The 19160-nt window shown below is 70.8% G+C and carries 20 protein-coding genes; 12 read left to right on the top strand and 8 right to left on the bottom strand.

Annotated features, from left to right (window positions below; genetic code table 11):
* Window position 1 precedes the first annotated feature (1 nt).
* Both LV457_RS18575 and LV457_RS18570 read left to right on the top strand, forming a co-directional pair.
* A complete protein-coding gene (locus tag LV457_RS18575) occupies window positions 2-961 on the top strand; it encodes an LLM class F420-dependent oxidoreductase (protein ID WP_232173002.1) in 960 nt (319 codons plus the stop codon).
* On the top strand, window positions 961-2019 hold the full coding sequence (locus tag LV457_RS18570; RefSeq protein WP_232173001.1) for a CaiB/BaiF CoA-transferase family protein: 1059 nt from the start codon (window positions 961-963) through the stop codon (window positions 2017-2019). Before LV457_RS18575 ends, LV457_RS18570 begins: the two co-directional genes overlap by 1 nt.
* Here the strand turns inward: LV457_RS18570 and LV457_RS18565 are convergent.
* Complete coding sequence (locus tag LV457_RS18565; RefSeq protein WP_232173000.1) at window positions 2007-2342, bottom strand: 2Fe-2S iron-sulfur cluster-binding protein; 336 nt, start codon at window positions 2340-2342, stop codon at window positions 2007-2009. The genes LV457_RS18570 and LV457_RS18565 overlap by 13 nt on opposite strands.
* Before the next feature lie 68 nt (window positions 2343-2410).
* On the opposite strand from LV457_RS18565, the gene LV457_RS18560 reads away from it, so the two are divergent.
* Genes LV457_RS18560 through LV457_RS18540 form a run of 5 tightly spaced genes read left to right on the top strand, consistent with a single transcriptional unit; the run spans window position 2411 to window position 7472 of the window.
* Window positions 2411-3877 carry a class I adenylate-forming enzyme family protein gene (locus LV457_RS18560; RefSeq protein WP_232172999.1) on the top strand — a complete coding sequence of 489 codons (1467 nt, stop codon included), beginning with the start codon at window positions 2411-2413 and terminating at the stop codon, window positions 3875-3877.
* Entirely contained in the window at window positions 3855-4754 is a 900-nt protein-coding gene (locus LV457_RS18555) for an acyl-CoA dehydrogenase family protein (RefSeq protein ID WP_232172998.1), read from the top strand. Before LV457_RS18560 ends, LV457_RS18555 begins: the two co-directional genes overlap by 23 nt.
* The gene (locus LV457_RS18550) at window positions 4741-5832 is read left to right on the top strand and encodes an acyl-CoA dehydrogenase family protein (RefSeq protein ID WP_232172997.1); all 1092 of its coding nucleotides are present in this window, start codon (window positions 4741-4743) and stop codon (window positions 5830-5832) included. The genes LV457_RS18555 and LV457_RS18550 overlap by 14 nt, the downstream gene beginning before the upstream one ends.
* 1 nt (window position 5833) lies before the next feature.
* Window positions 5834-6595, top strand: a complete 762-nt coding sequence (locus tag LV457_RS18545; protein ID WP_232172996.1) for an enoyl-CoA hydratase/isomerase family protein — start codon at window positions 5834-5836, stop codon at window positions 6593-6595.
* A gap of 7 nt (window positions 6596-6602) precedes the next feature.
* On the top strand, window positions 6603-7472 hold the full coding sequence (locus tag LV457_RS18540; RefSeq protein WP_232172995.1) for a GTP-binding protein: 870 nt from the start codon (window positions 6603-6605) through the stop codon (window positions 7470-7472).
* 8 nt (window positions 7473-7480) lie between these two features.
* Here LV457_RS18540 and LV457_RS18535 read toward each other — a convergent pair whose 3' ends face one another.
* The 7 genes from LV457_RS18535 to LV457_RS18505 form a co-directional block, all read right to left on the bottom strand.
* Complete coding sequence (locus tag LV457_RS18535; RefSeq protein WP_232173029.1) at window positions 7481-8221, bottom strand: acyl-CoA dehydrogenase family protein; 741 nt, start codon at window positions 8219-8221, stop codon at window positions 7481-7483.
* Window positions 8222-8272: 51 nt separating this feature from the next.
* The gene (locus LV457_RS18530; protein WP_232172994.1) at window positions 8273-9424 is read right to left on the bottom strand and encodes an acyl-CoA dehydrogenase family protein; all 1152 of its coding nucleotides are present in this window, start codon (window positions 9422-9424) and stop codon (window positions 8273-8275) included.
* Complete coding sequence (locus LV457_RS18525; protein ID WP_232172993.1) at window positions 9417-9866, bottom strand: nuclear transport factor 2 family protein; 450 nt, start codon at window positions 9864-9866, stop codon at window positions 9417-9419. The genes LV457_RS18530 and LV457_RS18525 overlap by 8 nt, the downstream gene beginning before the upstream one ends.
* Window positions 9853-11103: an amidohydrolase family protein gene (locus tag LV457_RS18520; protein ID WP_232172992.1), complete on the bottom strand. Its 1251-nt coding sequence runs from the start codon at window positions 11101-11103 to the stop codon at window positions 9853-9855. Before LV457_RS18520 ends, LV457_RS18525 begins: the two co-directional genes overlap by 14 nt.
* A 79-nt stretch (window positions 11104-11182) precedes the next feature.
* Window positions 11183-11527: a hypothetical protein gene (locus tag LV457_RS18515; protein WP_232172991.1), complete on the bottom strand. Its 345-nt coding sequence runs from the start codon at window positions 11525-11527 to the stop codon at window positions 11183-11185.
* Window positions 11520-12842, bottom strand: coding sequence for an aromatic ring-hydroxylating dioxygenase subunit alpha (locus tag LV457_RS18510; protein WP_232172990.1), 1323 nt, complete (start codon window positions 12840-12842; stop codon window positions 11520-11522). Before LV457_RS18510 ends, LV457_RS18515 begins: the two co-directional genes overlap by 8 nt.
* 5 nt (window positions 12843-12847) lie before the next feature.
* Entirely contained in the window at window positions 12848-13381 is a 534-nt protein-coding gene (locus tag LV457_RS18505) for a carboxymuconolactone decarboxylase family protein (protein WP_232172989.1), read from the bottom strand.
* A gap of 218 nt (window positions 13382-13599) precedes the next feature.
* Between LV457_RS18505 and LV457_RS18500 the strand changes: the two genes are divergently transcribed.
* Genes LV457_RS18500 through LV457_RS18480 form a run of 5 tightly spaced genes read left to right on the top strand, consistent with a single transcriptional unit; the run spans window position 13600 to window position 19075 of the window.
* Window positions 13600-14766: an acyl-CoA dehydrogenase family protein gene (locus LV457_RS18500; RefSeq protein ID WP_232173028.1), complete on the top strand. Its 1167-nt coding sequence runs from the start codon at window positions 13600-13602 to the stop codon at window positions 14764-14766.
* A 13-nt stretch (window positions 14767-14779) separates the two neighbouring features.
* Entirely contained in the window at window positions 14780-15541 is a 762-nt protein-coding gene (locus tag LV457_RS18495; protein WP_232172988.1) for an SDR family NAD(P)-dependent oxidoreductase, read from the top strand.
* Complete coding sequence (locus LV457_RS18490) at window positions 15538-16749, top strand: CaiB/BaiF CoA-transferase family protein (RefSeq protein ID WP_308192226.1); 1212 nt, start codon at window positions 15538-15540, stop codon at window positions 16747-16749. Before LV457_RS18495 ends, LV457_RS18490 begins: the two co-directional genes overlap by 4 nt.
* Window positions 16750-16768: 19 nt before the next feature.
* Entirely contained in the window at window positions 16769-17914 is a 1146-nt protein-coding gene (locus tag LV457_RS18485; protein ID WP_232172987.1) for a thiolase family protein, read from the top strand.
* Between the two features lie 12 nt (window positions 17915-17926).
* Window positions 17927-19075: an acyl-CoA dehydrogenase family protein gene (locus tag LV457_RS18480; protein WP_232172986.1), complete on the top strand. Its 1149-nt coding sequence runs from the start codon at window positions 17927-17929 to the stop codon at window positions 19073-19075.
* The last annotated feature ends 85 nt before the right edge of the window (window positions 19076-19160 follow it).

Here is a 19160-nt window from a genome sequence, read left to right as displayed (position 1 = left end):
GATGCGCCTCGGCGTGATGATCGGGGCCGAGCGCGGCGACATGGCCCGCAAGGTCTCGAAGCTGGTGGCCGACATCCAGTGGGCGGAGGGCGCCGGACTGGACACGGCGTGGATGCCGCAGGTGCCGAACGACTTCGACTGCCTGACCATGGTGGCGTTGATGGCCGCACACACGTCGCGCATCGAGTTGGGCACGGCGGTGGTGCCGCTGCAGGTGCAGCACCCGGTTGCGCTCGCCCGTCAGGCGCTCTCGGTGCACGCGATGGCGCAGGGCCGACTGGCGCTGGGCGTCGGGCCGTCGCACCACTGGATCGTCCGCGACATGCTCGGCCTGCCCTACGAGAAGCCGGCCGCCTACACGCGTGACTACCTGGAGGTGCTGAACACCGCGCTCGCCGGCCCCGGTGACGTGGACGTGGAAAACGACAGCTTCACGGTGCACAACCCGACGGTGCTGGGCACCGACGGCAAGCCCCTGCCGGTGCTGGTCGCGGCGCTCGGGCCGGTGATGCTGCAGATCGCCGGCGAGCGGGCCGACGGCACCGTGCTGTGGATGGCCGACGAAAAGGCGATCGGCGAGCACATCGCGCCGAAGATCACCAAGGCCGCCGCCGACGCGGGCCGCCCGGCCCCGCGCATCGTCGCCGGTATCCCGGTGTGCCTGTGCGCGAACTCGGAGATCGAGGCGGCGAAGGACCGGGCGAATCGCATCCTCGCCGAGGCCGAGACGTCGCCGAACTATCAGCGGCTGCTCGACCGCGGCGACGCCCGCGACGTCGGCGACCTCTGCGCCGCCGGCGACGAGGAGTCGATCCTGGCGCGGTTCCAGCAGTTCGCCGACGCCGGGGTGACCGACCTGTCGGTGCGGCTGCTGCCGATCGGCGACACCCGCGACGAGCTGGTGGCGTCGAAGTACCGGACGCGTGAGGTGATCGCGGAGCTGGCAAAGTCGGTGCAGTGATGAGCGCTGAAGCTCCGCTGGCCGGGATCAAGGTCCTGGAGGTCGGCACCATGCTGGCCGGCCCGTACGCGACGATGCTGCTGAGCGATCTGGGCGCCGAGGTGACGAAGATCGAACCGGCGGGCGGGGACATCTCCCGCAAGGTCGGCGACAGCTACTTCGCGAGCCTCAATCGCGGAAAGCGCAGCGTGATCGTGGATCTCACGACCGACGCCGGGCAGCGCGCGCTCGGGGGCCTGGTTGCCGACGCGCACGCGCTGCTGGTGAACCTCAAGCCGTCGGCCATCCACAAGCTCGGGCTCACCTATGACGCGCTGCGGGTGCACAACGACCGGATCGTCTGCGTGGCGATCACCGGCTACGGGCTCTACGGCGGGGACGACCCGGCGTTCGACTACGTCATCCAGGCGGCGACCGGGGTGGCGGCGCTCACCGGAGATCCGGCCGGGCCGCCGACGCTGCCCGGCTACTCGTCGGCCGACAATTCGACCGGGATGACGGCGGCGCTGGGCCTGCTCGCGATGATCATCTCGGGCCAGGGCGGCCAGGTGGACGTCTGCCTGCGCGACGTGATGCTCTCGCAGCTGAACTACCACGCCGCCGCCTACCTCAACGAGGGCGTGGTGCCGCAGCGGCGGCCGTTCGGCGCCCACTCGTATTACGTTCCGGCGCAGATGTTCCCGACCGCCGACGGCTACCTCGCGCTGTTCATCACCCACGACGGCTTCTGGCGCAGCTTCGCCGCCGAGGCGGGGATCGCCGGTTTCGAGACCATGGCGGAGCGGGTGTCGCGGCGCGACGACGTGCTCGCGGTGGTGGTGGCCGCGCTGGCCACCGACACCGCCGCGCACTGGGAGGCCCGGCTCAAGCCGCTGGGGGTGCCGGTCGCGGCGGTGCGGGGACTACCGGAAGCACTGGCCGACACCCCGGACGTGGTGGTGCAGGCGGGCGATCGCCGGCTCGTCGGGAGCCCGATCCGCGTCGGCGGCTACTCCCCGGAGTACCGGCCACCGCCCGCGCTGGGCGAGCACGGCGACCTGCGCGATCAGGTCTCGTAGTCCACCGTGACCGTCGCGGTGACCGGTTCGGCCTGGCAGGTGAGCACGTAGCCCTCCTCGACTTCCTCGTCGGTGAGGGCGTCGTTGACCCGCATCGTCGCGTGCCCGTCGAGCAGCTTGGCCATGCACGTACCGCAGTTGCCGGCCTCGCACGAGAACGGCGGGGTGAAGCCCGCGCGGCGGGCCGTCTCCAGCAGCACGTCGCCGGGTGCGTGGGTCACGGTGACCTTCTTGCGGTCGAGCAGGATGGTGACCTCGGCCCGCACGGCCTCGGCAGTCGCCGGCTGGTCGGTGGTGACTCCGGGCTCGGGAGGTATGGCCATTCCGTGCTCCTTCGGGTTTTCCGGGGTGCGGAGAATATTATTCTCTCATACAGGATAGGATGCTCTCCATGCCCGCGCTGAAGCCTGCTGCCGCTGTGGCGGCACCCGGCGTCACCGTGGATGGTACGGCCGAGGTGCTGGCGTTCGAGGATCGCAGCTACACCCGGGCGGACCTCGAGCGGCTCACCAACGGCATGGCCGACGCACTCGCCGACCGGGGGGTGCGGCCCGGGACCCGCGTCGCGCTGATGACGTCGAACCGGCCGGAGTTCGTCGTCGCGTTGCGGGCGGTGTGGCGGCTGGGCGGTTCGGTGGTGTTGCTCAGCCCGGCGTGGAAGCCGGCCGAGGTGGCGCACGCGCTCGCGGTCACCGGCGCCCGCCACGGGGTCGGAGACCATCCGGTGCTGGCGGAGGTGACCGGCCTCGCCGCGCCGATGCTCCACCTCGACGAGCCGATCCCGCTGTCGGACAGCGCATTCCAGCCGCCCGATCCGGACGCCGAAGCGGTGCTGGTCTTCAGTTCGGGCACCACCGGGCTGCCGAAGGCGGTGCGGCACACGCACCGGTCGTTCGCGGCCGCGGTCGGGCAGTGGCGGGCGGTGCTGGGGCTGACGTCGGCCGACCGGCTGCAGATCGTGACGCCGCCGTCGCACATCCTCGGCCTGCTCAACATCGTCACGCTCCTGGAGACCGGCGCCTGGCTGCGGCTGCACCGTCGGTTCGACCTCGACACCATGCTGCGCCACATCGCCGCCGACCGGATCACCGTCGAGATGGCGGTCGCGCCCATCGCGCTGGCAATCGCCTCGCACCCGGCGCTCGAAGACTTCGACCTGTCGTCGCTGCGCTACATCGTGTGGTGCGCCACCCCGGTGGCCCCCAGCGTCGCCGACGCCGTCACCCGCCGCACCGGCGTGCGCTGGGTGCCCGCCTACGGCGCCAGCGAATTGCCCGTCATCGCCTGCAACCCGCTCGACGCCCCGCGGCTGGACAGCGTCGGCAAGGCGGCGCCGGGCGTCGAGATCCGGGTGGTGTCGCTGACGACCGGGGAACCGGTGGCATCCGGCGAGACCGGCGAGATCGAGGTGCGCTCCCCGTCGGTGATGGCCGGCTACCTGCCCGCGGACGCCACGCCGGGCGCGTTCCATGACGGCTGGTACCGCACCGGCGACGTCGGCACGCTCGACGGCGACGGCTGGTTGCGGATCACCGACCGCTGCAAGGAGATGATCAAGGTGCGCGGTTTCCAGGTCGCGCCCGCCGAGATCGAGCGCGTGCTGCACAGCCATCCCGCGGTCGCCGACTGCGCGGTCTACGGCATCCCCGACGACGCCGACGGCGAGGCGGTGGTCGCCGCGGTGACGGCGTCGGAGCCGGTCACCGAAGCGGAGTTGATCGACCTCGTCGGCACCCGGCTGGCGTCGTACAAGCGGCCGCGCGAGGTTCGCTTCGTGCCCGAGATCCCGCGCCTGCCGTCGGGCAAGGCGCTGCGGCGAGTGCTCAAGGAGGCTCATGGACGCCCGTCTGACAAGTGAGCAGCAGCAGCTGCGCGATGCGGCCGGGAAGCTGGCCGACGATTTGGGGCCGGGCACCGTCGCCGACCTCGACGACGACGGCCGCGTCGCCCGGCTGGAGAGAACGGTCGCCGGCACCGGCTGGCGGTCGCTGCGCTCCGACGGGGCCTCCGGAGTCGAGGTCGCGGTGGTGGCAGAGGAATTCGCGCGCGGGCTGGTCGACGTGCCGTTCCTCGGTCCGGTGCTCGCCGACGACTTGGGCCGGCTGGTCGGGGACGGCGGGCCGGCGACCATCGCCGTCGACGGGGTGGCGCCCGACGCGCGCGGCTACGACCGGGCGCTGTGGCTCGACGGTGCCGAGGTGGTGACCGGTGCCGTCGAACCCCGAACCGTCGGAGTCGATCTCACCCGGCGGCAGGGCCGGGTCGACACCGGGCTGTCCGCGGGGACGGTCGACGACTCCCAGCAGCAGCGGTGGTACGCGCTGGCGCTGGCGGTTACCACGGCCGACCTCGTCGGCGCCGCCCGCGGCGCGCAGGCGCTCGCCGTCGACTACGCGCGGATCCGGGAGCAGTACGGCCACGCGATCGGTTCCTATCAGGCCGTTGCGCACCTGCTCGCCGAATCGCAGGCGCTGATCGAGGGTTCGGTCAGCGTGGCCCGCCACGCCGCCTGGGCGGTCGACGAACTGTCCCCCGCCGAGGCCGTGGCGGCCGCCCGCGTGGCGAAGATCTACTGTGCGCGGGCCGCGCGGACCATCTGCGAGACGTCGATCCAGGTGCACGGCGGCATCGGCAACACCTGGGAATGCCTGGCGCACGTCTACCTGCGCCGCGTGCTCGTCAGCACCGAGCTGTGGCCGGTGTCGTGGGAAGAGGTGCAGATTGGACTTTCGTGACTCACCGGACGAAGCGGCGTTCCGGGCGCGGCTGCGCGACTGGCTGACCGCGCACCAGGGCGAGTTCCCGACGTCGGGCGACGAGTACTGGGCCCGGCAGGGCGAGTGGCACCAGGCGCTCTACCGCGCCGGCTTCTTCGGCACGTCGTGGCCGAAACAGTATGGCGGACAGGAGCTGCCGCCGGTCTACGACGTGATCGTCGACGAGGAGATCGCCAAGGCCGGCGCGCCGGCCCGGCCGAGCCTCGGCTACCTCGTCGTCGGGCTGAGCCACCACGGCAGCGAGGAGCTGCGCAGCCGGTTCCTGCCCGGCATGATCAACGGCACCGAGCGCTGGTGTCAGGGGTTCTCCGAGCCCGGTGCGGGTTCTGACCTGGCGTCGCTGACCACCACGGCGGTGCGCGACGGCGACGAGTACGTCATCACCGGACACAAGATCTGGACCAGCTACTCCGACGTCGCCGACTGGTGCCTGCTGCTGGCGCGCACCGACAAAGAGGTGCCCAAGCACAAGGGCATTTCGGCGTTCATCGTGCCGATGCACCAGCCCGGCATCGAGCAGCGGCCGCTGAAGATGATCAGCGGCGTCACCAAGGAGTTCGGCCAGGTGGCGTTCGACGGCGCGCGGGTGCCGGCCGACAACATGGTCGGGGCGCCCGGGGACGGCTGGCGGCTGGCCATGACCGTGGTGAGCCACGAGCGCGAGCCGTCGACGCTCGGCTTCTCCGCGCGGTACGGAAAGCTGGTGCGGCAGTTGGCCGCCCGCCGCGACGGGGAGGCGCCCGAGGAGCTGGCCTGGGCGTGGGTGCAGACCGAGATGCTGCGGCTGCACGTGCGGCGGCGGCTCTCCGAGCAGCTCGACGGGATCACGCACGGCCCCGACGGCTCGCTGGACAAACTGCTGATGACCTGGACCGAACAGTCCGTCGGCCACGCGGCGCTCGCGACCGTCGGAACCGGAGACGACGAGATGCTCGGCGCCTACCTGTACAGCCGCGCGCAGAGCGTGATGGGCGGGACATCGCAGATCCAGAAGAACATCATCGCGCAGCGCATCCTGAAGCTCGGAGTGTCCTGACATGTACGACATGCCCGCCGAGATCGACGTCCGCGCCGAGGGGCCCGTGCGGGTCGTCACCCTCAACCGGCCCGACACGCTGAACTCCGTCAACGACGCCCTGCACGTCGGGCTGGCCCGGCTGTGGGACCGGCTGTCGCGGGACCGCTCGGCGCGGGTGGCGGTGCTCACGGGCGCGGGCCGGGCGTTCTCCGCCGGCGGCGACTTCGACTACCTCGCCGAACTCGGGCGCGACGACGAGCTGCGCGCGAAGACCATCGCCGACGGCCGCGACATCGTGCTCGGGATGGTGCGCTGCCGCGTCCCGGTGATCGCCGCGGTCAACGGCCCCGCCGTGGGGCTCGGCTGCAGCCTGGTCGCGCTGTCGGACCTGGTGTACATCGCCGAGAAGGCCTATCTCGCCGACCCGCACGTGCAAGTCGGGCTGGTGGCCGCCGACGGCGGCCCGCTGACCTGGCCGCTGCACACCAGCCTGCTGCTCGCCAAGGAGTACGCGCTCACCGGCGCCCGCATCCCCGCGGCCAAGGCAGTCGAGCTGGGGCTGGCGAACCACTTCGTCGCCGACCCGGTGGCCGAGGCGCTGGCGGCCGCGCAGCGGATGCTCGAGTTGCCGCAGCTGGCGGTCGAGAGCACCAAGCGGCTGCTCAACGTCCACCTCGAGCGGGCGGTGCTGGCGACGCTGGACTACGCGCTCAGCCAGGAGAACCAGACCTTCCAGACCGAGGACTTCCGGGCGATCGTCGCGCGGCTCACCGCCAAGTAGCCGCCGAGTGGACATCGCGGAGCTGATGACCGCCGCGCGGGGCGGGTCGACGCGGGCGGCGGGGCGGCTGCTGAGCCTCGTCGAAGGCGAGCGCCGCGCCGAGGTGATGGCGCAGGTCGGCACCGCCGCGGCACCCGTCGTCGGCATCACCGGACCGCCCGGCGCGGGCAAATCGACCACCGTCGCCGCCCTGGTCAGCGCCTACCGCGCGCGGGGCACGCGGGTGGCGGTGCTCGCGGTCGACCCGTCGTCGCCGTACAGCGGCGGCGCGCTGCTGGGTGACCGGGTGCGGATGGCGGCGCACATCAACGACCACGACGTGCTGATCCGGTCGGTCGCCACGCGCGGCCACCTCGGCGGGCTGGCCGCCGCGGTGCCCGCCGCGATCCGGCTGCTGACGGCGCTCGATTACGGGCTGATCCTGCTGGAGTCGGTGGGCGTGGGGCAGTCCGAGATCGAGATCGCGGCCGTCGCGGACCCGACCGTCGTCGTGCTGAATCCCGGTGCGGGAGATGCGGTGCAGGCCGCCAAGGCCGGGCTGCTGGAGGTGGCCGACCTCGTCGTCGTCAACAAGGCCGACCGCGAGGGCGCCGAGCAGACCGCCCGCGACCTGCGCGCCGAGACCCACGCCCCGGTGCTCACGATGATCGCCGTGACGGGCGACGGCGTGGCCGAGCTGGTGGCCGCGATCGACGCCCACCGCCGCGACGACACGCTGCCGCGCCGCACCGCGCGGGCCCGCGCGCAGATCCTGTCGCTGGCGCAGACCCGGCTCGGCGCCGACCCGGCGTTGGGTGACCTGGCGGCCGGCGTCGCGCGCGGCGAGTCCGACGCCTACGCCGCCGCCGAGGCGCTGCTGCGGCGCTCGGCTGACTGAGCGCTGACCTACAGGTGCGCGAGCCGCGGGACGGAGCCGCGGGCGCGCAGGCCCGCGCCCGCCCGGCGGGTGAGTTCGCGGGAACTGCCGAGCAATCCGTCGAGCACCAGGACACGCTCGACGTGGATGTGCAGCTCGTGTTCGGCGGTGAAGCCGATGCCGCCGAGCACCTGCTGACAGTGCTTGGCCGCCAACAGCGCGGCCTTGCCGGCCGCGGCCTTGGCGAGCATGGCGGTGAGGTCGGGGCTCTCCAGCCCCGGCAGGCCCAGGGCCGCCTCGGCGCCCTCGATGGCCACCAGGGTTTCGGCGAGCCGGTGCCGCACCGCCTGGAACGACGCGATCGGCTTGCCGAACTGCACCCGGTCGAGCGCGTGGCGCCGGGCCAGCGTGAGCATCGCCCGGGCCGAGCCGACCAGCCACCAGCCGATGGCCCGGCGCGCTTCCCCCATCCGCATGAGCTGGCCGTCGGGCACCCGGTGCAGCGGCAGGCCGCCGAGCGTCGGGGCGTCCACCGGGGTGCGGCTCCACACCACCCAGCCGCCGCCGGCATAGGGCATCGGCGGCGTTCCACCGGGCACGCCGCCGATGGTCTCCAGCAGCACGTCGTTGACCACCGACGCGTGGGAGCCGGTTTCGCCGAGCAGCCGGAACACCAGCGGGATGGCCGCGTCGGGCATGTCGGAGAGCATGTCGGCCCAGCCCAGCTCGGCGAGCGCCGCCTCCAGTTCGGCCCCCGACGTCGACAGCATGGTCTTGCGCAGGCCGTCCTCCAGCAGGACGAGTGACTCGGTGTCCACTCCTCACTCCTTCCCGAGGTCGAGCAGCCGGCGGGCGATGATGTTGCGCTGCACCTCGGCCGTGCCGCCGTAGATCGTGGCGGCCCGCGAGTAGAGGTACTCGGTGCGCCAGTGGCCGCCGTCGAGCTCGACGACACCGGGCTGCAACTCGCGGGCGGTGTCGTAGAGAAGCTGTTCGGCGCCGGCGAGCAGCACCTTGTCGATGGACGTCTCCGGGCCCAGCTTCGCGCCGTCGCCGAGCCGGTGCTGGGTGTCGCGGGACCGGCACCGCAGCGTGTGCAGCGCCAGATAGGTGGCGCCGATCTCGTCGTCGCCGGCCGCCTCGAGGTGCTTGACGTCCCGGACAAGGGTGTCGAACTGCCGGTACAGGTAGGCGATCCGCTGCCAGAAGCATGACGACCGCTCATAGGGCAGCAGGTCCATCGCCAGCCGCCAGCCGTCGCCGATCCCGCCGAGCATACGGTCGCCCGGCACCACCACGTCGTCGAAATACACCTCGCAGAACTCGTCGACGCCGTGCATGGTGCGCAGCGGCCGCACCGTCACACCGGGGGTGTCGAGGTCGACGAAGAACGCGGTGATGGCCTGATGGTTCGGGGTCTCGGCGTCCCCGGTGCGGGTGAGCAGGACGCACCGGGTGGAGTACTGCGCGTAGCTGGTCCACACCTTCTGGCCGTTGACCACCCACTCGTCACCGCGCGCAACGGCCCGGGTGGACAGCGACGCCAGGTCGCTGCCGGCACCCGGCTCCGAGAACCCCTGACACCAGGTCTCCTGGCCGGAGAGCAGCCGCGGCACCATCTCGGCGGCCAGCTCGGGGCGGGCGTAGTCGATCATCGTGGGCGCGAGCGTCTCGATCATCGAATACGGGCCGGGATGGTCGAGCCCGCGGCCGACGATCTCCTCGCCGACGATCGCGCGCAGGATGTCCGGGCCGCCCAGCCCGCCGACGGCTTCCGGCCAGCCGTACCGCATGAAGCCGGCGTCGTAGAGCGCGGCGAGCACCCGCAGGTGCTGCGCCTGGTGCGCGTCCAGCGAGTCGTCCGCCGTCGGAGCCGCTCCGGCGGCGACATCGGGACGTGGCGTCAGGTCGTTCTCGCCGAGCCACTGCTGCAGCGCCGCCCGGAAGGCACCCGGCTCGAAGAGCTCACTCATGGGCGCTCGGCCGCCCGATCGCGTGCGGCCGACCGGAGTCGTGGACGCCGCTGCGGCGGATGAATGTCATCGCGCGGGTCTTCAGCCGCCAGCCCTGCTCGGTGCGCACGTAGGTGTCGCGGTAGTAGCCGATCCGCATGTCGTGCGTGGAGTCCTGGATGAAACACAGCGGCTGCGTGCCCGACGCGGCGTCGGGATCGTTCGCGTCGAAATCGACCAGCGCCGTGCCGGTGAGGAACAGGCCCTTCGGCGCGGCCTCGACCAGCACCGGAAACCGTTGCAGCGGATAGGTTTCGCCGAATGCGCTGTAGGTGCCGTCCGGGGTGAAGACGGACACCAGCCCGTCGAGATCCTGCTGCGTGATGGTCACGGCGTAGCGCGCCAGCAACTGCTGGATCTCCAGCAGGTCCTCGGTGCGCACCCGGCTCTCAGGCGTCGTCATGTCGGAAGACCCTACCGCCCTTCATTACAAAGTTGACGTCTCGCGTAACGCGGATGTCGGCGAGCGGATCGCCGGGCACCGCGATGATGTCGGCCAGTTGCCCCTCGGCGAGCCGGCCGCGGTCGGTGACGTTGATGAGCTCCGCGGCCACCGTGGTCGCGGCGCGCAGCACCGCCGCGGGCGGCATGCCCCACTCGACCAGCGTCACCAGCTCGTCGGCGTTGCGGCCGTGCGGGATGGCCGGCGCGTCGGTGCCGACCGCGATCTTCACCCCCGCCTCGTAGGCCGCCTTGATCGAGGTCTCCGCCTTCGGGAACATCTGGGCGGCCTTGTCCTGCAGCTCCTTCGGCGCCCGGGAGACGTCCATCGCCTGCGCCAGCCGCCGGGTGGTCACCAGGAAGCGGTCGTGGTCGACGAGCATCTGGATGGCCTCGTCGTCCATCAGGAAACCGTGCTCGATGCAGTCGATCCCGCAGGCCACCGCGTGCTTGACCGCCTCGGCGCCGTGGGTGTGCGCCGCGACGCGCAACCCGCGCCGGTGCGCCTCGTCGACGATCGCCCGCAGTTCCTCGTCCGAATAGTGTTGCGCGCCGGCCTCACCCGTGAGCGACATGACGCCGCCGGAGACACACACCTTGATCAGCTGCGCGCCGTGCTTGATCTGGTAGCGCACCGCCTTGCGGATCTCGTCGACCCCGTTGGCGATGCCCTCCTCGACGGTCAGCTCCAGCGCGCCGGGCATGAACGCGGCGAACATCGTCGGGTCGAGATGGCCGCCGGTCGGGGTGATCGCATGGCCCGCCGGGACGATGCGCGGCCCGTCGATCCAGCCCGCGTCGATGGCCTTGCCGAGCGCGACGTCGAGCAGATACCCGCCCGTCTTGACGAACAGCCCGAGGTTGCGCACGGTGGTGAACCCCGCGCGCAGCGTGCGGCGGGCGTTGCCGACCGCCCGCAGCATCCGGGTCGGCGGGTCGTCCTGCACCTGCGACAGCCCGGGGTTCTCGCCGCGGCCGCCCATGAGCAGGTTGACCTCCATGTCCATCAGCCCGGGCAGCAGGATCGCGTCGCCGAGATCGATGACCTCGTCGTCGGGCCCGGGTCGGCCGCCGACGGCGGTCGAATTGTCGGCTCCGCCGACGGCGGTGATCCGGTCGCCGTCGACAACGACGATGCCGGGGCGGACGATCTCCCCGGCATCGACGTCCAGCAAGCCGGCAGCCCGCAGGGTCAGCATGGGGCCACCGACACGACGGTTGTCGACGGATTTCGGCCGATTCGCGTCAAGAACGGTGTTCTCGGCGATGGGTGCGGCACTAGACCACCGGCTCGCGCACGAGCTCCACCCAGGCGGCGCCGCTGTCGAGCACGCGGGGCTGCTTCCACACCTCGACGGGGAAGCTGACCATCACCACGGACTGCATCAGATGCATGAGCCGCTTGGCGTCATCGGGCATGTCGTGCAAGGGGAACCGCGCGTCGAGATACTCCATGACCTCCTCCAGCCGCGCCATGCCGACGTCGTAGAGCTCCTGCATCTCCTCCATCGTCGACGCCAACCGCTTGGCGTACCGCTCGGGCTCGGTGGCGAGGATCCAGTCCTTGAAGCGCTCGAGGTCGGCGAACTCCTCGGGCAGCAGCCGTTCCTGCGACTCAGACATTGACGGTGCTCCTCGCGTTGCCGTTGCTGGCGGCCTGCTCGGCCAGGCTCGCCTTGTAGGCGTCGACGTACTTGTGGGCGGTGTGATGCAGGTGGCGCAACAGGATCTCCTGGTCGCACAGCGGGAACTCGGTGACCGCCCGCGTGCCGATTTGGGTCTGCGTGGCCTCGAGCGTGTTGGCGTCCTGCAGCGCGTACTCCTTGAAGGTCACCGCGGCGAGCTCCTGGGAGAGCCGCTGCCGGGTGTTCTTCGGCGGCACGAAGTACAGGTTGGCCTCGAAGATGTGCTTGTCCACGGCGGTCGGCCAGTAGTTGTAGGTGAGGTACCAGCCCGGAACCCACAGCAGCAGCGTGAAATTCGGGAAGAATTCGAACGAGTCCTGGCCCCAGGTCGGCTGGCGCGCCGGGTTGACGGCCGGCGGCAGCTCGTCGGGCAGGATGCCCTTGATGTCGGGCCGGTCCCACGGGCCGAACAGGCCGCTGTGCAGGATCCGCTCGATCGGCTTCACCATGTTGAGGTCCTTCGGCGGGCTCATGCCACCCCAGGACGAGATCATCGAGTGCTGACCCTTGATGTCGTAGTGCAGCGCCTCGAAGCCCACCTTGGCCAGTTTCGCGGCCTCCTCCGGCGTCGCCTGCTTCATGTGCAGGATCGGTGCGTGGTAGAACTCGACGAAGGCGTCGATGAACAGCTTCCAGTTCGAGTTGACCTCCGCGCGGTAGCTGTAGACCTCGGTCATCTCGTGGAACGGGTAGCCCTTGAGGCCCTGCCCGAACTCGCCGAGGTAGTCCTCCAGCGGCTCGGCGTCGTCGTCGAAGTTGACGAAGATGAAGCCTTCCCACACCTCGCAGCGCACCGGCTTGAGCGGGTAGTCCGCCTTGTCGACGTCGAAGAACTCGTCCTCCTGCTGGATGAACGTCAGTTCGCCGTTGAGCGCGTACCGCCAGGCGTGGTACTTGCAGGTGAACTGGCGGCAGCTCCCGGAGACCTCCTCGCCCGGGTAGTCGTTCCACACCAGCTTGTTCCCGCGGTGGCGGCACATGTTGTAAAAGGCCCGGATGGTGCCGTCTTTGTCCTTGTTGACGATGATCGACGTGCCGGCGCCGACCGACGGCAGCTCGCGGGTGAAGTAGCTGCCCGTCTTGGGGAGCCGCTCCACACGTCCGACGTGCAGCCACAGCTTGCGGAAGATGGCCTGCTGCTCCAGCTTCCACTGCTCGGGATCGATCGAGTCGGTGTAGTCCACCGGTGCGGTGCCGAGCTCGGGCCAGTTCTCGGTCCAGCTGCCCGCCGCGGGTTTCGGGAAATGCGCCACCGTACTTACCTTTCGTGCTTGTCGAGCTGTATGCCGAACGTGTTGAACGCCATGGCCAGCATGTTGTAGGTGCCGACAGTGAAGACGAAGTCCATGCGCTGCCGGTCGTCGAGCCGCTCACCCAGGGCGTGCCACGTCTCGTCGGTCAATCCGTTGTTGTCGTCGAGTTCGTCGACCGCTGCGAGCAGCAGCCGCTCGAAGTCGTCGGCGGCCTGGCCGTCGCGCACGGCGGCCACCTCCTCGTCGGTGAGGCCGAGGAACGCGGCCATCTCCTTGTGGTGCTCCCACTCGTAGGCGCTTCGGCGCCGGTGGGCCACGCGGAGGATGGCCAGCTCACGCCACCGGGGCGGCAGCGTCGAGCTGAACAGCAGGTGCAGGTTCAGCGGCATGAACGCCTTCGTCAGCGCCGGATGCCGCACCAGCGTGGACATCGCGTTGCCGGCGCCGTCCGGGTTCTGCCGGGCGCGAGGGAGGAACCCTCGAAGCGAGTCGACGACCTCGTCGTCCCATTCGTCCGCCGGCAGCGGTGCCAACCGCATAGCCCACTCCTGTCATGCGAGAATCGTGTTCTCCGTTGCGAGTAGTAGGTTTCCAGAGCGGACGGAATTAGTCAATGCAGGACGCAGGGCCGGAGCCGGGACCGTCGACCCCGTTGCGATTCTCCGCGCCGAGAAGCGTACTCTCCACAGCGGAGAACGGGGTCGTCCTGCGGGTTCGCGGTCCGGCCGGACAACGGGAGGCAGATGTGTCGGACGGCATGAACTTCGAGCTGACCGAAGACCAGCAGATCATCCGCTCGTCGGTCGCCGAGCTGTGCCGCAAGTTCGACGACGAGTACTGGATGCGCAAGGACCAGGCGCACGAGTTCCCGCAGGAGTTCTACGACGCGATCGCCTCGGGCGGCTGGCTCGGCATGACGATCCCGGAGGAGTACGGCGGGCACGGCCTCGGCATCACCGAGGCCACCTTGCTGCTCGAGGAGGTCGCGCGGTCCGGGGCGGCGATGAACGGCGCGAGCGCCATCCACCTGACAATCTTCGGGATGCAGCCGGTGGTGAAGCACGGCTCCGACGAACTCAAGGCCCGCACCCTGCCGCGCATCGTCGACGGCGACCTGCACGTGTGCTTCGGCGTCACCGAACCCGGTGCGGGACTGGACACCTCGCGCATCACCACCTTCGCCCGCCGCGAGGGCGACCACTACCGCGTGAACGGCCGCAAGGTGTGGATCTCCAAGGCGCTGGAGTCGGAGAAGATCCTGCTGCTCACCCGCACCACGCCGTTCGACCAGGTGGAGAAGAAGACCGACGGCATGACGCTCTTCCTCACCGACCTCGACCGCGACCACGTCGACATCCGGCCGATCACCAAGATGGGGCGCAACGCCGTCAGCAGCAACGAGCTGTTCATCGACGACCTGATGGTGCCGGTCGAGGACCGCGTCGGCGACGAGGGCAAGGGTTTCAAGTACATCCTCGACGGGCTCAACCCCGAACGCATGCTCATCGCCGCCGAAGCGCTGGGCATCGGCCGCGTCGCGCTCGAGAAGGCGGTGCGCTACGGCAACGAGCGCGTGGTGTTCAACCGGCCGATCGGCATGAACCAGGGCCTGCAGTTCCCGCTCGCCGACTCGCTGGCCCGGCTCGACGCCGCCGAGCTGGTGCTGCGCAAGGCCACCTGGCTCTACGACCACGGCAAACCCTGCGGCCGGGAGGCGAACACCGCCAAGTACCTGTGCGCCGACGCCGGCTTCGGGGCGGCCGACCGCGCCCTGCAGCTGCACGGCGGGATGGGCTATTCGGAGGAGTACCACGTGTCGCGGTACTTCCGGGAGTCGCGGCTGATGAAGATCGCGCCGGTGAGCCAGGAGATGATCCTGAACTTCCTCGGCGAGCACGTCCTCGGCCTGCCCCGCAGCTACTGACCCGAAAGCAACCATGACACGCACCTACTTCGATCTCGGCGGCCGCGCCGCCCTGGTCACCGGCGCCGCGGGCGGCATCGGCTCGGCCGTCGCCCAGGCGCTCGCGACCGCCGGCGCCGCGGTACTGGTCACCGACCTCGACGCCGAGGCCGCCGCGGCGGTGGCGCGGCGGATCACCGATGCCGGCGGCACGGCCGAAGGCGCCGCGCTCGACGTCACCGACCCCGAGTCCGCGCAGGCGGCGGCCGCGCGCGCCGCCGCACTCGGCGGCGACCACCTGCACATTGTCGTCAACAACGCCGGCGTGACGAAGCCGGCGATGTTCGCCAAGACGACACCGGAGTCGATGCGGCTGCTGTTCGACGTCCACGTGCTCGGCGCATTCACCGTCACCCAGGCGGCGCTGCCGCACCTGCCGACCGACGGCACCGGCCGCGTCATCAACGTCACCTCGGCGGCTGGCCTCACCGGCACGCTCGGGCAGGTCAACTACTCGGCGGCGAAAGCCGGGATCATCGGGTTCACCAAGTCGCTGGCCCGCGAGCTCGCCACCCAGCGCATCTGCGTCAACGCACTCGCGCCGCTGGCGGCGACGCCGATGACCGAGACCATCCGCACCAACGAGAAGTTCGCCGCGAACATGATGAACCGGATCCCGATGAAGCGGTGGGCCGATCCCGAGGAGGTCGCGGGCGCGTTCGTGTTCATGGCGTCGGACGCGGCGTCCTACGTCACCGGGCAGGTGCTGCCGGTCGACGGCGGCATGGTGATGTGACCACCGCACCGCTGAGCGGCGTCACCGTCGTCACCCTGGAGCAGGCGGTGTCCGCGCCGATGTGCACCCGCACGCTGGCCGACTTCGGGGCGCGCGTCATCAAGGTGGAGAACCCCCGCGGCGGCGACTTCGCCCGCCACTACGACGACGTCGTCAAGGGGCAGGCCGCGCACTTCGTGTGGTGCAACCGCGGCAAGGAGTCGGTGACGCTGGACCTCAAGTCGGCCGAGGGGATCGGCGTGCTGCACCGGCTGCTCGACGGCGCCGACGCGTTGGTGTCGAACCTCGCCCCGGGCTCGACGGCGCGGCTGAAGGTGTCGCCGTCGGACATGGCCGAGCGCCATCCCGACGTCATCTGCGTCGAGATCGACGGCTACGGGCCCGGCGGCCCGCTGTCGCACAAACGCGCCTACGACCTGCTCATCCAGGCGGAATCGGGCACCTGCGCGGTCACCGGATATCCCGGCGCGCCGGCCAAACCCGGCCCGCCGGTGGCCGACGTGAGCAGCGGGCTGTACGCGGCGCTGTCGATCATGGCGCTGCTGTATGCCCGCGACCGCCGGCCCGACGGCCCCAACACCGGGAACTCCGCCGCCGTCAGCCTCTTCGACACCATGACCGAGGTCATGGGATACCAGCTGAACTACACGCTGCACTCCGGGATCGACCAGCAGCCACTGGGCATGAGCTCGCCGGCCGTGGCGCCCTACGGGGCATTCGGCACCCGCGACGGCCAGCAGGTGGTGCTCGGCACCACCAACGACGGGGAGTGGCAGCGGCTGGCCCGCGACATCGTGGCGCGTCCCGACCTCGCCGACGATCCCCGGTTCGCCACCAACGCCGGCCGCGTCGAACACCGCGCCGTGCTCGACGAGGCGATCGCCGACTGGTGCGCCCGCCACGACCTGGCCGACATCCAGGCGACGGCGGACGCCGCCGGGATCGGCAACTCGCGCTACAACCTGCCCAGCGAGGTGATCGCCCATCCGCACCTCGCGGCGCGCGACCGCTGGCGCGACGTCGACACCCCGAACGGCGCGGTGCCGGCACTGCTGCCGCCGCCGGTGATCGCCGGGTTCGAGTTCCCGATGGGCGCGGTGCCGGGGCTGGGCGAGCACACCGACCGCGTGCTCGGCGAATTCGGCTACACCGCGGCGGAGATCGCCGCGCTGCGCGACCGCGGCGCCATCGGCCCCGCATACCCCTGAGTCGAGGAGATCGAGAGCCATGCGCGAAACCGTCATCGTCGACGCCGTCCGCACGCCGGTGGGCAAGCGCAACGGCGGGTTGGCGGGCATGCACGCCGCCGACCTGTCCGCGGTGGTGCTGGGCGAGCTGGCAGCCCGCACCGGACTGGACCCGCAGCTGGTGGACGACGTGGTGTGGGGTTGCGTATCCCAGGTGGGCGACCAGTCGAGCAACATCGGCCGGTTCAGCGTGCTGGCGGCCGGCTGGCCCGAGGCCATCCCGGGGACCACCGTGAACCGGGCGTGCGGATCCAGCCAGCAGGCCGTCGACTTCGCCGTCCACGCGGTGATGTCCGGCCAGCAGGACGTGGTGGTGGCCGGCGGCGTCGAGGTGATGAGCCGGGTGCCCTTGGGCTCGGCGCGCGCCACCGGCACGCCCTACGGGCCGAAGGTGCTGGAGCGCTACGACGGCTTCTCGTTCAACCAGGGCCTCTCCGCGGAGTTGATCGCCGAGCGCTGGGGCTTCTCCCGCACCCGGCTCGACGAGTACTCCGCCCGCTCCCACGAACTGGCCGCGGCGGCCCAGGACGGCGGTGCGTTCACCGACCAGATCGTGGCCGTCGACACCGGCGACGCCACCGTGACGGCCGACGAGGGAATCCGCCGCGGCACCACCGTCGACACGCTCGCCGGCCTGAAGCCCGCGTTCCGCGAAGACGGCGTGATCCACGCCGGCAACTCGTCGCAGATCTCCGACGGCGCGGCCGCCGTGCTGGTCACGACCGCCGACAAGGCCGCGGAGCTGGGCATGCGGCCGATCGCCCGCTACGTCGCCGGCGCGGTTGCGGGCGCCGACCCGGTGCTGATGCTCACCGGGCCGATCCCGGCGACCGAGAAGGTGCTGCGCAAGGCCGGCCTCGACGTCGGCGACATCGGGGTCTTCGAGGTCAACGAGGCGTTCGCGCCGGTGCCGCTGGCGTGGCTCGCCGAGACCGGCGCCGCCGAGGCCCGCCTGAACCCGCTGGGCGGCGCGATCGCGCTCGGCCACCCGCTCGGCGCGTCCGGCGCCGTGCTGCTCACCCGGATGCTGCACCACATGCGGGCGGGCGGCATCCGCTACGGGCTGCAGACCATGTGCGAAGGCGGCGGAACCGCCAACGCGACCGTCGTCGAACTGCTGTCCTGAGGAGGAGCACCCATGCGCCGAGACCTGTTCACCGACGACCACGAGGCGTTCCGGTCGCTGGTTCGCGACTTCGTCATCAAGGAGGTCGTGCCGCAGTACCCGCAGTGGGAGAAAGGCGGCCGGATGCCGCGCGACGTCTTCAAGCAGATGGGCGCGCTCGGGCTGCTGGGCATGGCGATCCCCGAGGAGTACGGCGGCGCCGGCGTCGACGACTACCGCTACAACGTCGTGCTGCAGGAGGAGGCCGCCCGGGCGCTGGTGACGCTGTCGACGGTGCGCACCCAGCTCGAGGTGATCCTGCCGTACTTCCTGCACTACGCCAGCGACGAGCAGCGCGGCCGCTGGTTCCCCGGCCTGGCCGCCGGCACCCTGCTCACCGCGATCGCCATGACCGAACCCGGCACCGGCTCCGATCTCGCCGGGGTGCGCACCACCGCGGTCAAAGACGGCGAAAGCTATGTGCTCAACGGCGCGAAGACGTTCATCACCGGCGGCATCCAGGCCGACCTGGTGGTCGTCGTCGCCCGCACGTCGTCCGATCCGGAGAATCGCCGCAAGGGACTGTCGCTGCTGGTCGTCGAGGACGGCATGCCCGGGTTCACGCGCGGCCGCGAGCTGGAGAAGCTCGGCTGCAAGGTGCAGGACACCGCCGAGCTGTCCTTCGCCGACGTCCGGGTGCCCGCCGCCAACCTGCTGGGCGCCGACGGCGAGGCGTTCAGCTACCTGGGCCACAACCTGGCCCAGGAGCGGCTCACCGTCGCCGTCGGAGCGGTCGCCCAGGCCCGCTCGGCGGTCGACGCCACCATCGACTACGTCAAACAGCGCAAGGCCTTCGGGACGCCGGTCTCGTCGTTCCAGAACACCAAGTTCGAGCTGGCGGCGTGCTCCACGGAGGTCGAAGCCGCCCAGGCGATGCTCGACCGCGCGGTGCGCGACCACGTCGACGGCGTGCTGTCGGGCGCCGACGCGGCGCGGGTGAAGCTGTTCTGCACCGAGATGCAGGCCAGGGTGGTCGACCGGTGCCTGCAACTGTTCGGCGGCTACGGCTACATGCTCGAATATCCGATCGCCCGGCTCTACGCCGACGCCCGCGTCACCCGCATCTACGCCGGCACCAGCGAGGTCATGAAGGTGATCGTCGCCAAGTCGCTGGGGCTGTGAAACCTGTCTCCCGGCATTTTGGCTGAGACCCTTGTCACATCCGCCGGATCCAACCTACTGTGTGTTCACTAGGTTGGTCGCGTCG

The sequence above is a fragment of the Mycobacterium sp. MYCO198283 genome (genome assembly GCF_021213805.1).
GTDB lineage: Bacteria > Actinomycetota > Actinomycetes > Mycobacteriales > Mycobacteriaceae > Mycobacterium.
This window is presented reverse-complemented; position numbering and strand designations above follow the sequence as displayed.

Bases quoted from the DNA above. Each gene is read 5' to 3' on its own strand.
- LV457_RS18575 (WP_232173002.1), top strand. From the start codon at position 2: ATGCGCCTCGGCGTGATGATCGGGGCCGAGCGCGGCGACATGGCCCGC.
- LV457_RS18570 (WP_232173001.1), top strand. From the start codon at position 961: ATGAGCGCTGAAGCTCCGCTGGCCGGGATCAAGGTCCTGGAGGTCGGC.
- LV457_RS18565 (WP_232173000.1), bottom strand. From the start codon at position 2,342: ATGGCCATACCTCCCGAGCCCGGAGTCACCACCGACCAGCCGGCGACT.
- LV457_RS18560 (WP_232172999.1), top strand. From the start codon at position 2,411: ATGCCCGCGCTGAAGCCTGCTGCCGCTGTGGCGGCACCCGGCGTCACC.
- LV457_RS18555 (WP_232172998.1), top strand. From the start codon at position 3,855: ATGGACGCCCGTCTGACAAGTGAGCAGCAGCAGCTGCGCGATGCGGCC.
- LV457_RS18545 (WP_232172996.1), top strand. From the start codon at position 5,834: ATGTACGACATGCCCGCCGAGATCGACGTCCGCGCCGAGGGGCCCGTG.
- LV457_RS18535 (WP_232173029.1), bottom strand. From the start codon at position 8,221: ATGCTGTCGACGTCGGGGGCCGAACTGGAGGCGGCGCTCGCCGAGCTG.
- LV457_RS18530 (WP_232172994.1), bottom strand. From the start codon at position 9,424: ATGAGTGAGCTCTTCGAGCCGGGTGCCTTCCGGGCGGCGCTGCAGCAG.
- LV457_RS18525 (WP_232172993.1), bottom strand. From the start codon at position 9,866: ATGACGACGCCTGAGAGCCGGGTGCGCACCGAGGACCTGCTGGAGATC.
- LV457_RS18520 (WP_232172992.1), bottom strand. From the start codon at position 11,103: ATGCTGACCCTGCGGGCTGCCGGCTTGCTGGACGTCGATGCCGGGGAG.
- LV457_RS18515 (WP_232172991.1), bottom strand. From the start codon at position 11,527: ATGTCTGAGTCGCAGGAACGGCTGCTGCCCGAGGAGTTCGCCGACCTC.
- LV457_RS18505 (WP_232172989.1), bottom strand. From the start codon at position 13,381: ATGCGGTTGGCACCGCTGCCGGCGGACGAATGGGACGACGAGGTCGTC.
- LV457_RS18500 (WP_232173028.1), top strand. From the start codon at position 13,600: ATGAACTTCGAGCTGACCGAAGACCAGCAGATCATCCGCTCGTCGGTC.
- LV457_RS18495 (WP_232172988.1), top strand. From the start codon at position 14,780: ATGACACGCACCTACTTCGATCTCGGCGGCCGCGCCGCCCTGGTCACC.
- LV457_RS18485 (WP_232172987.1), top strand. From the start codon at position 16,769: ATGCGCGAAACCGTCATCGTCGACGCCGTCCGCACGCCGGTGGGCAAG.
- LV457_RS18480 (WP_232172986.1), top strand. From the start codon at position 17,927: ATGCGCCGAGACCTGTTCACCGACGACCACGAGGCGTTCCGGTCGCTG.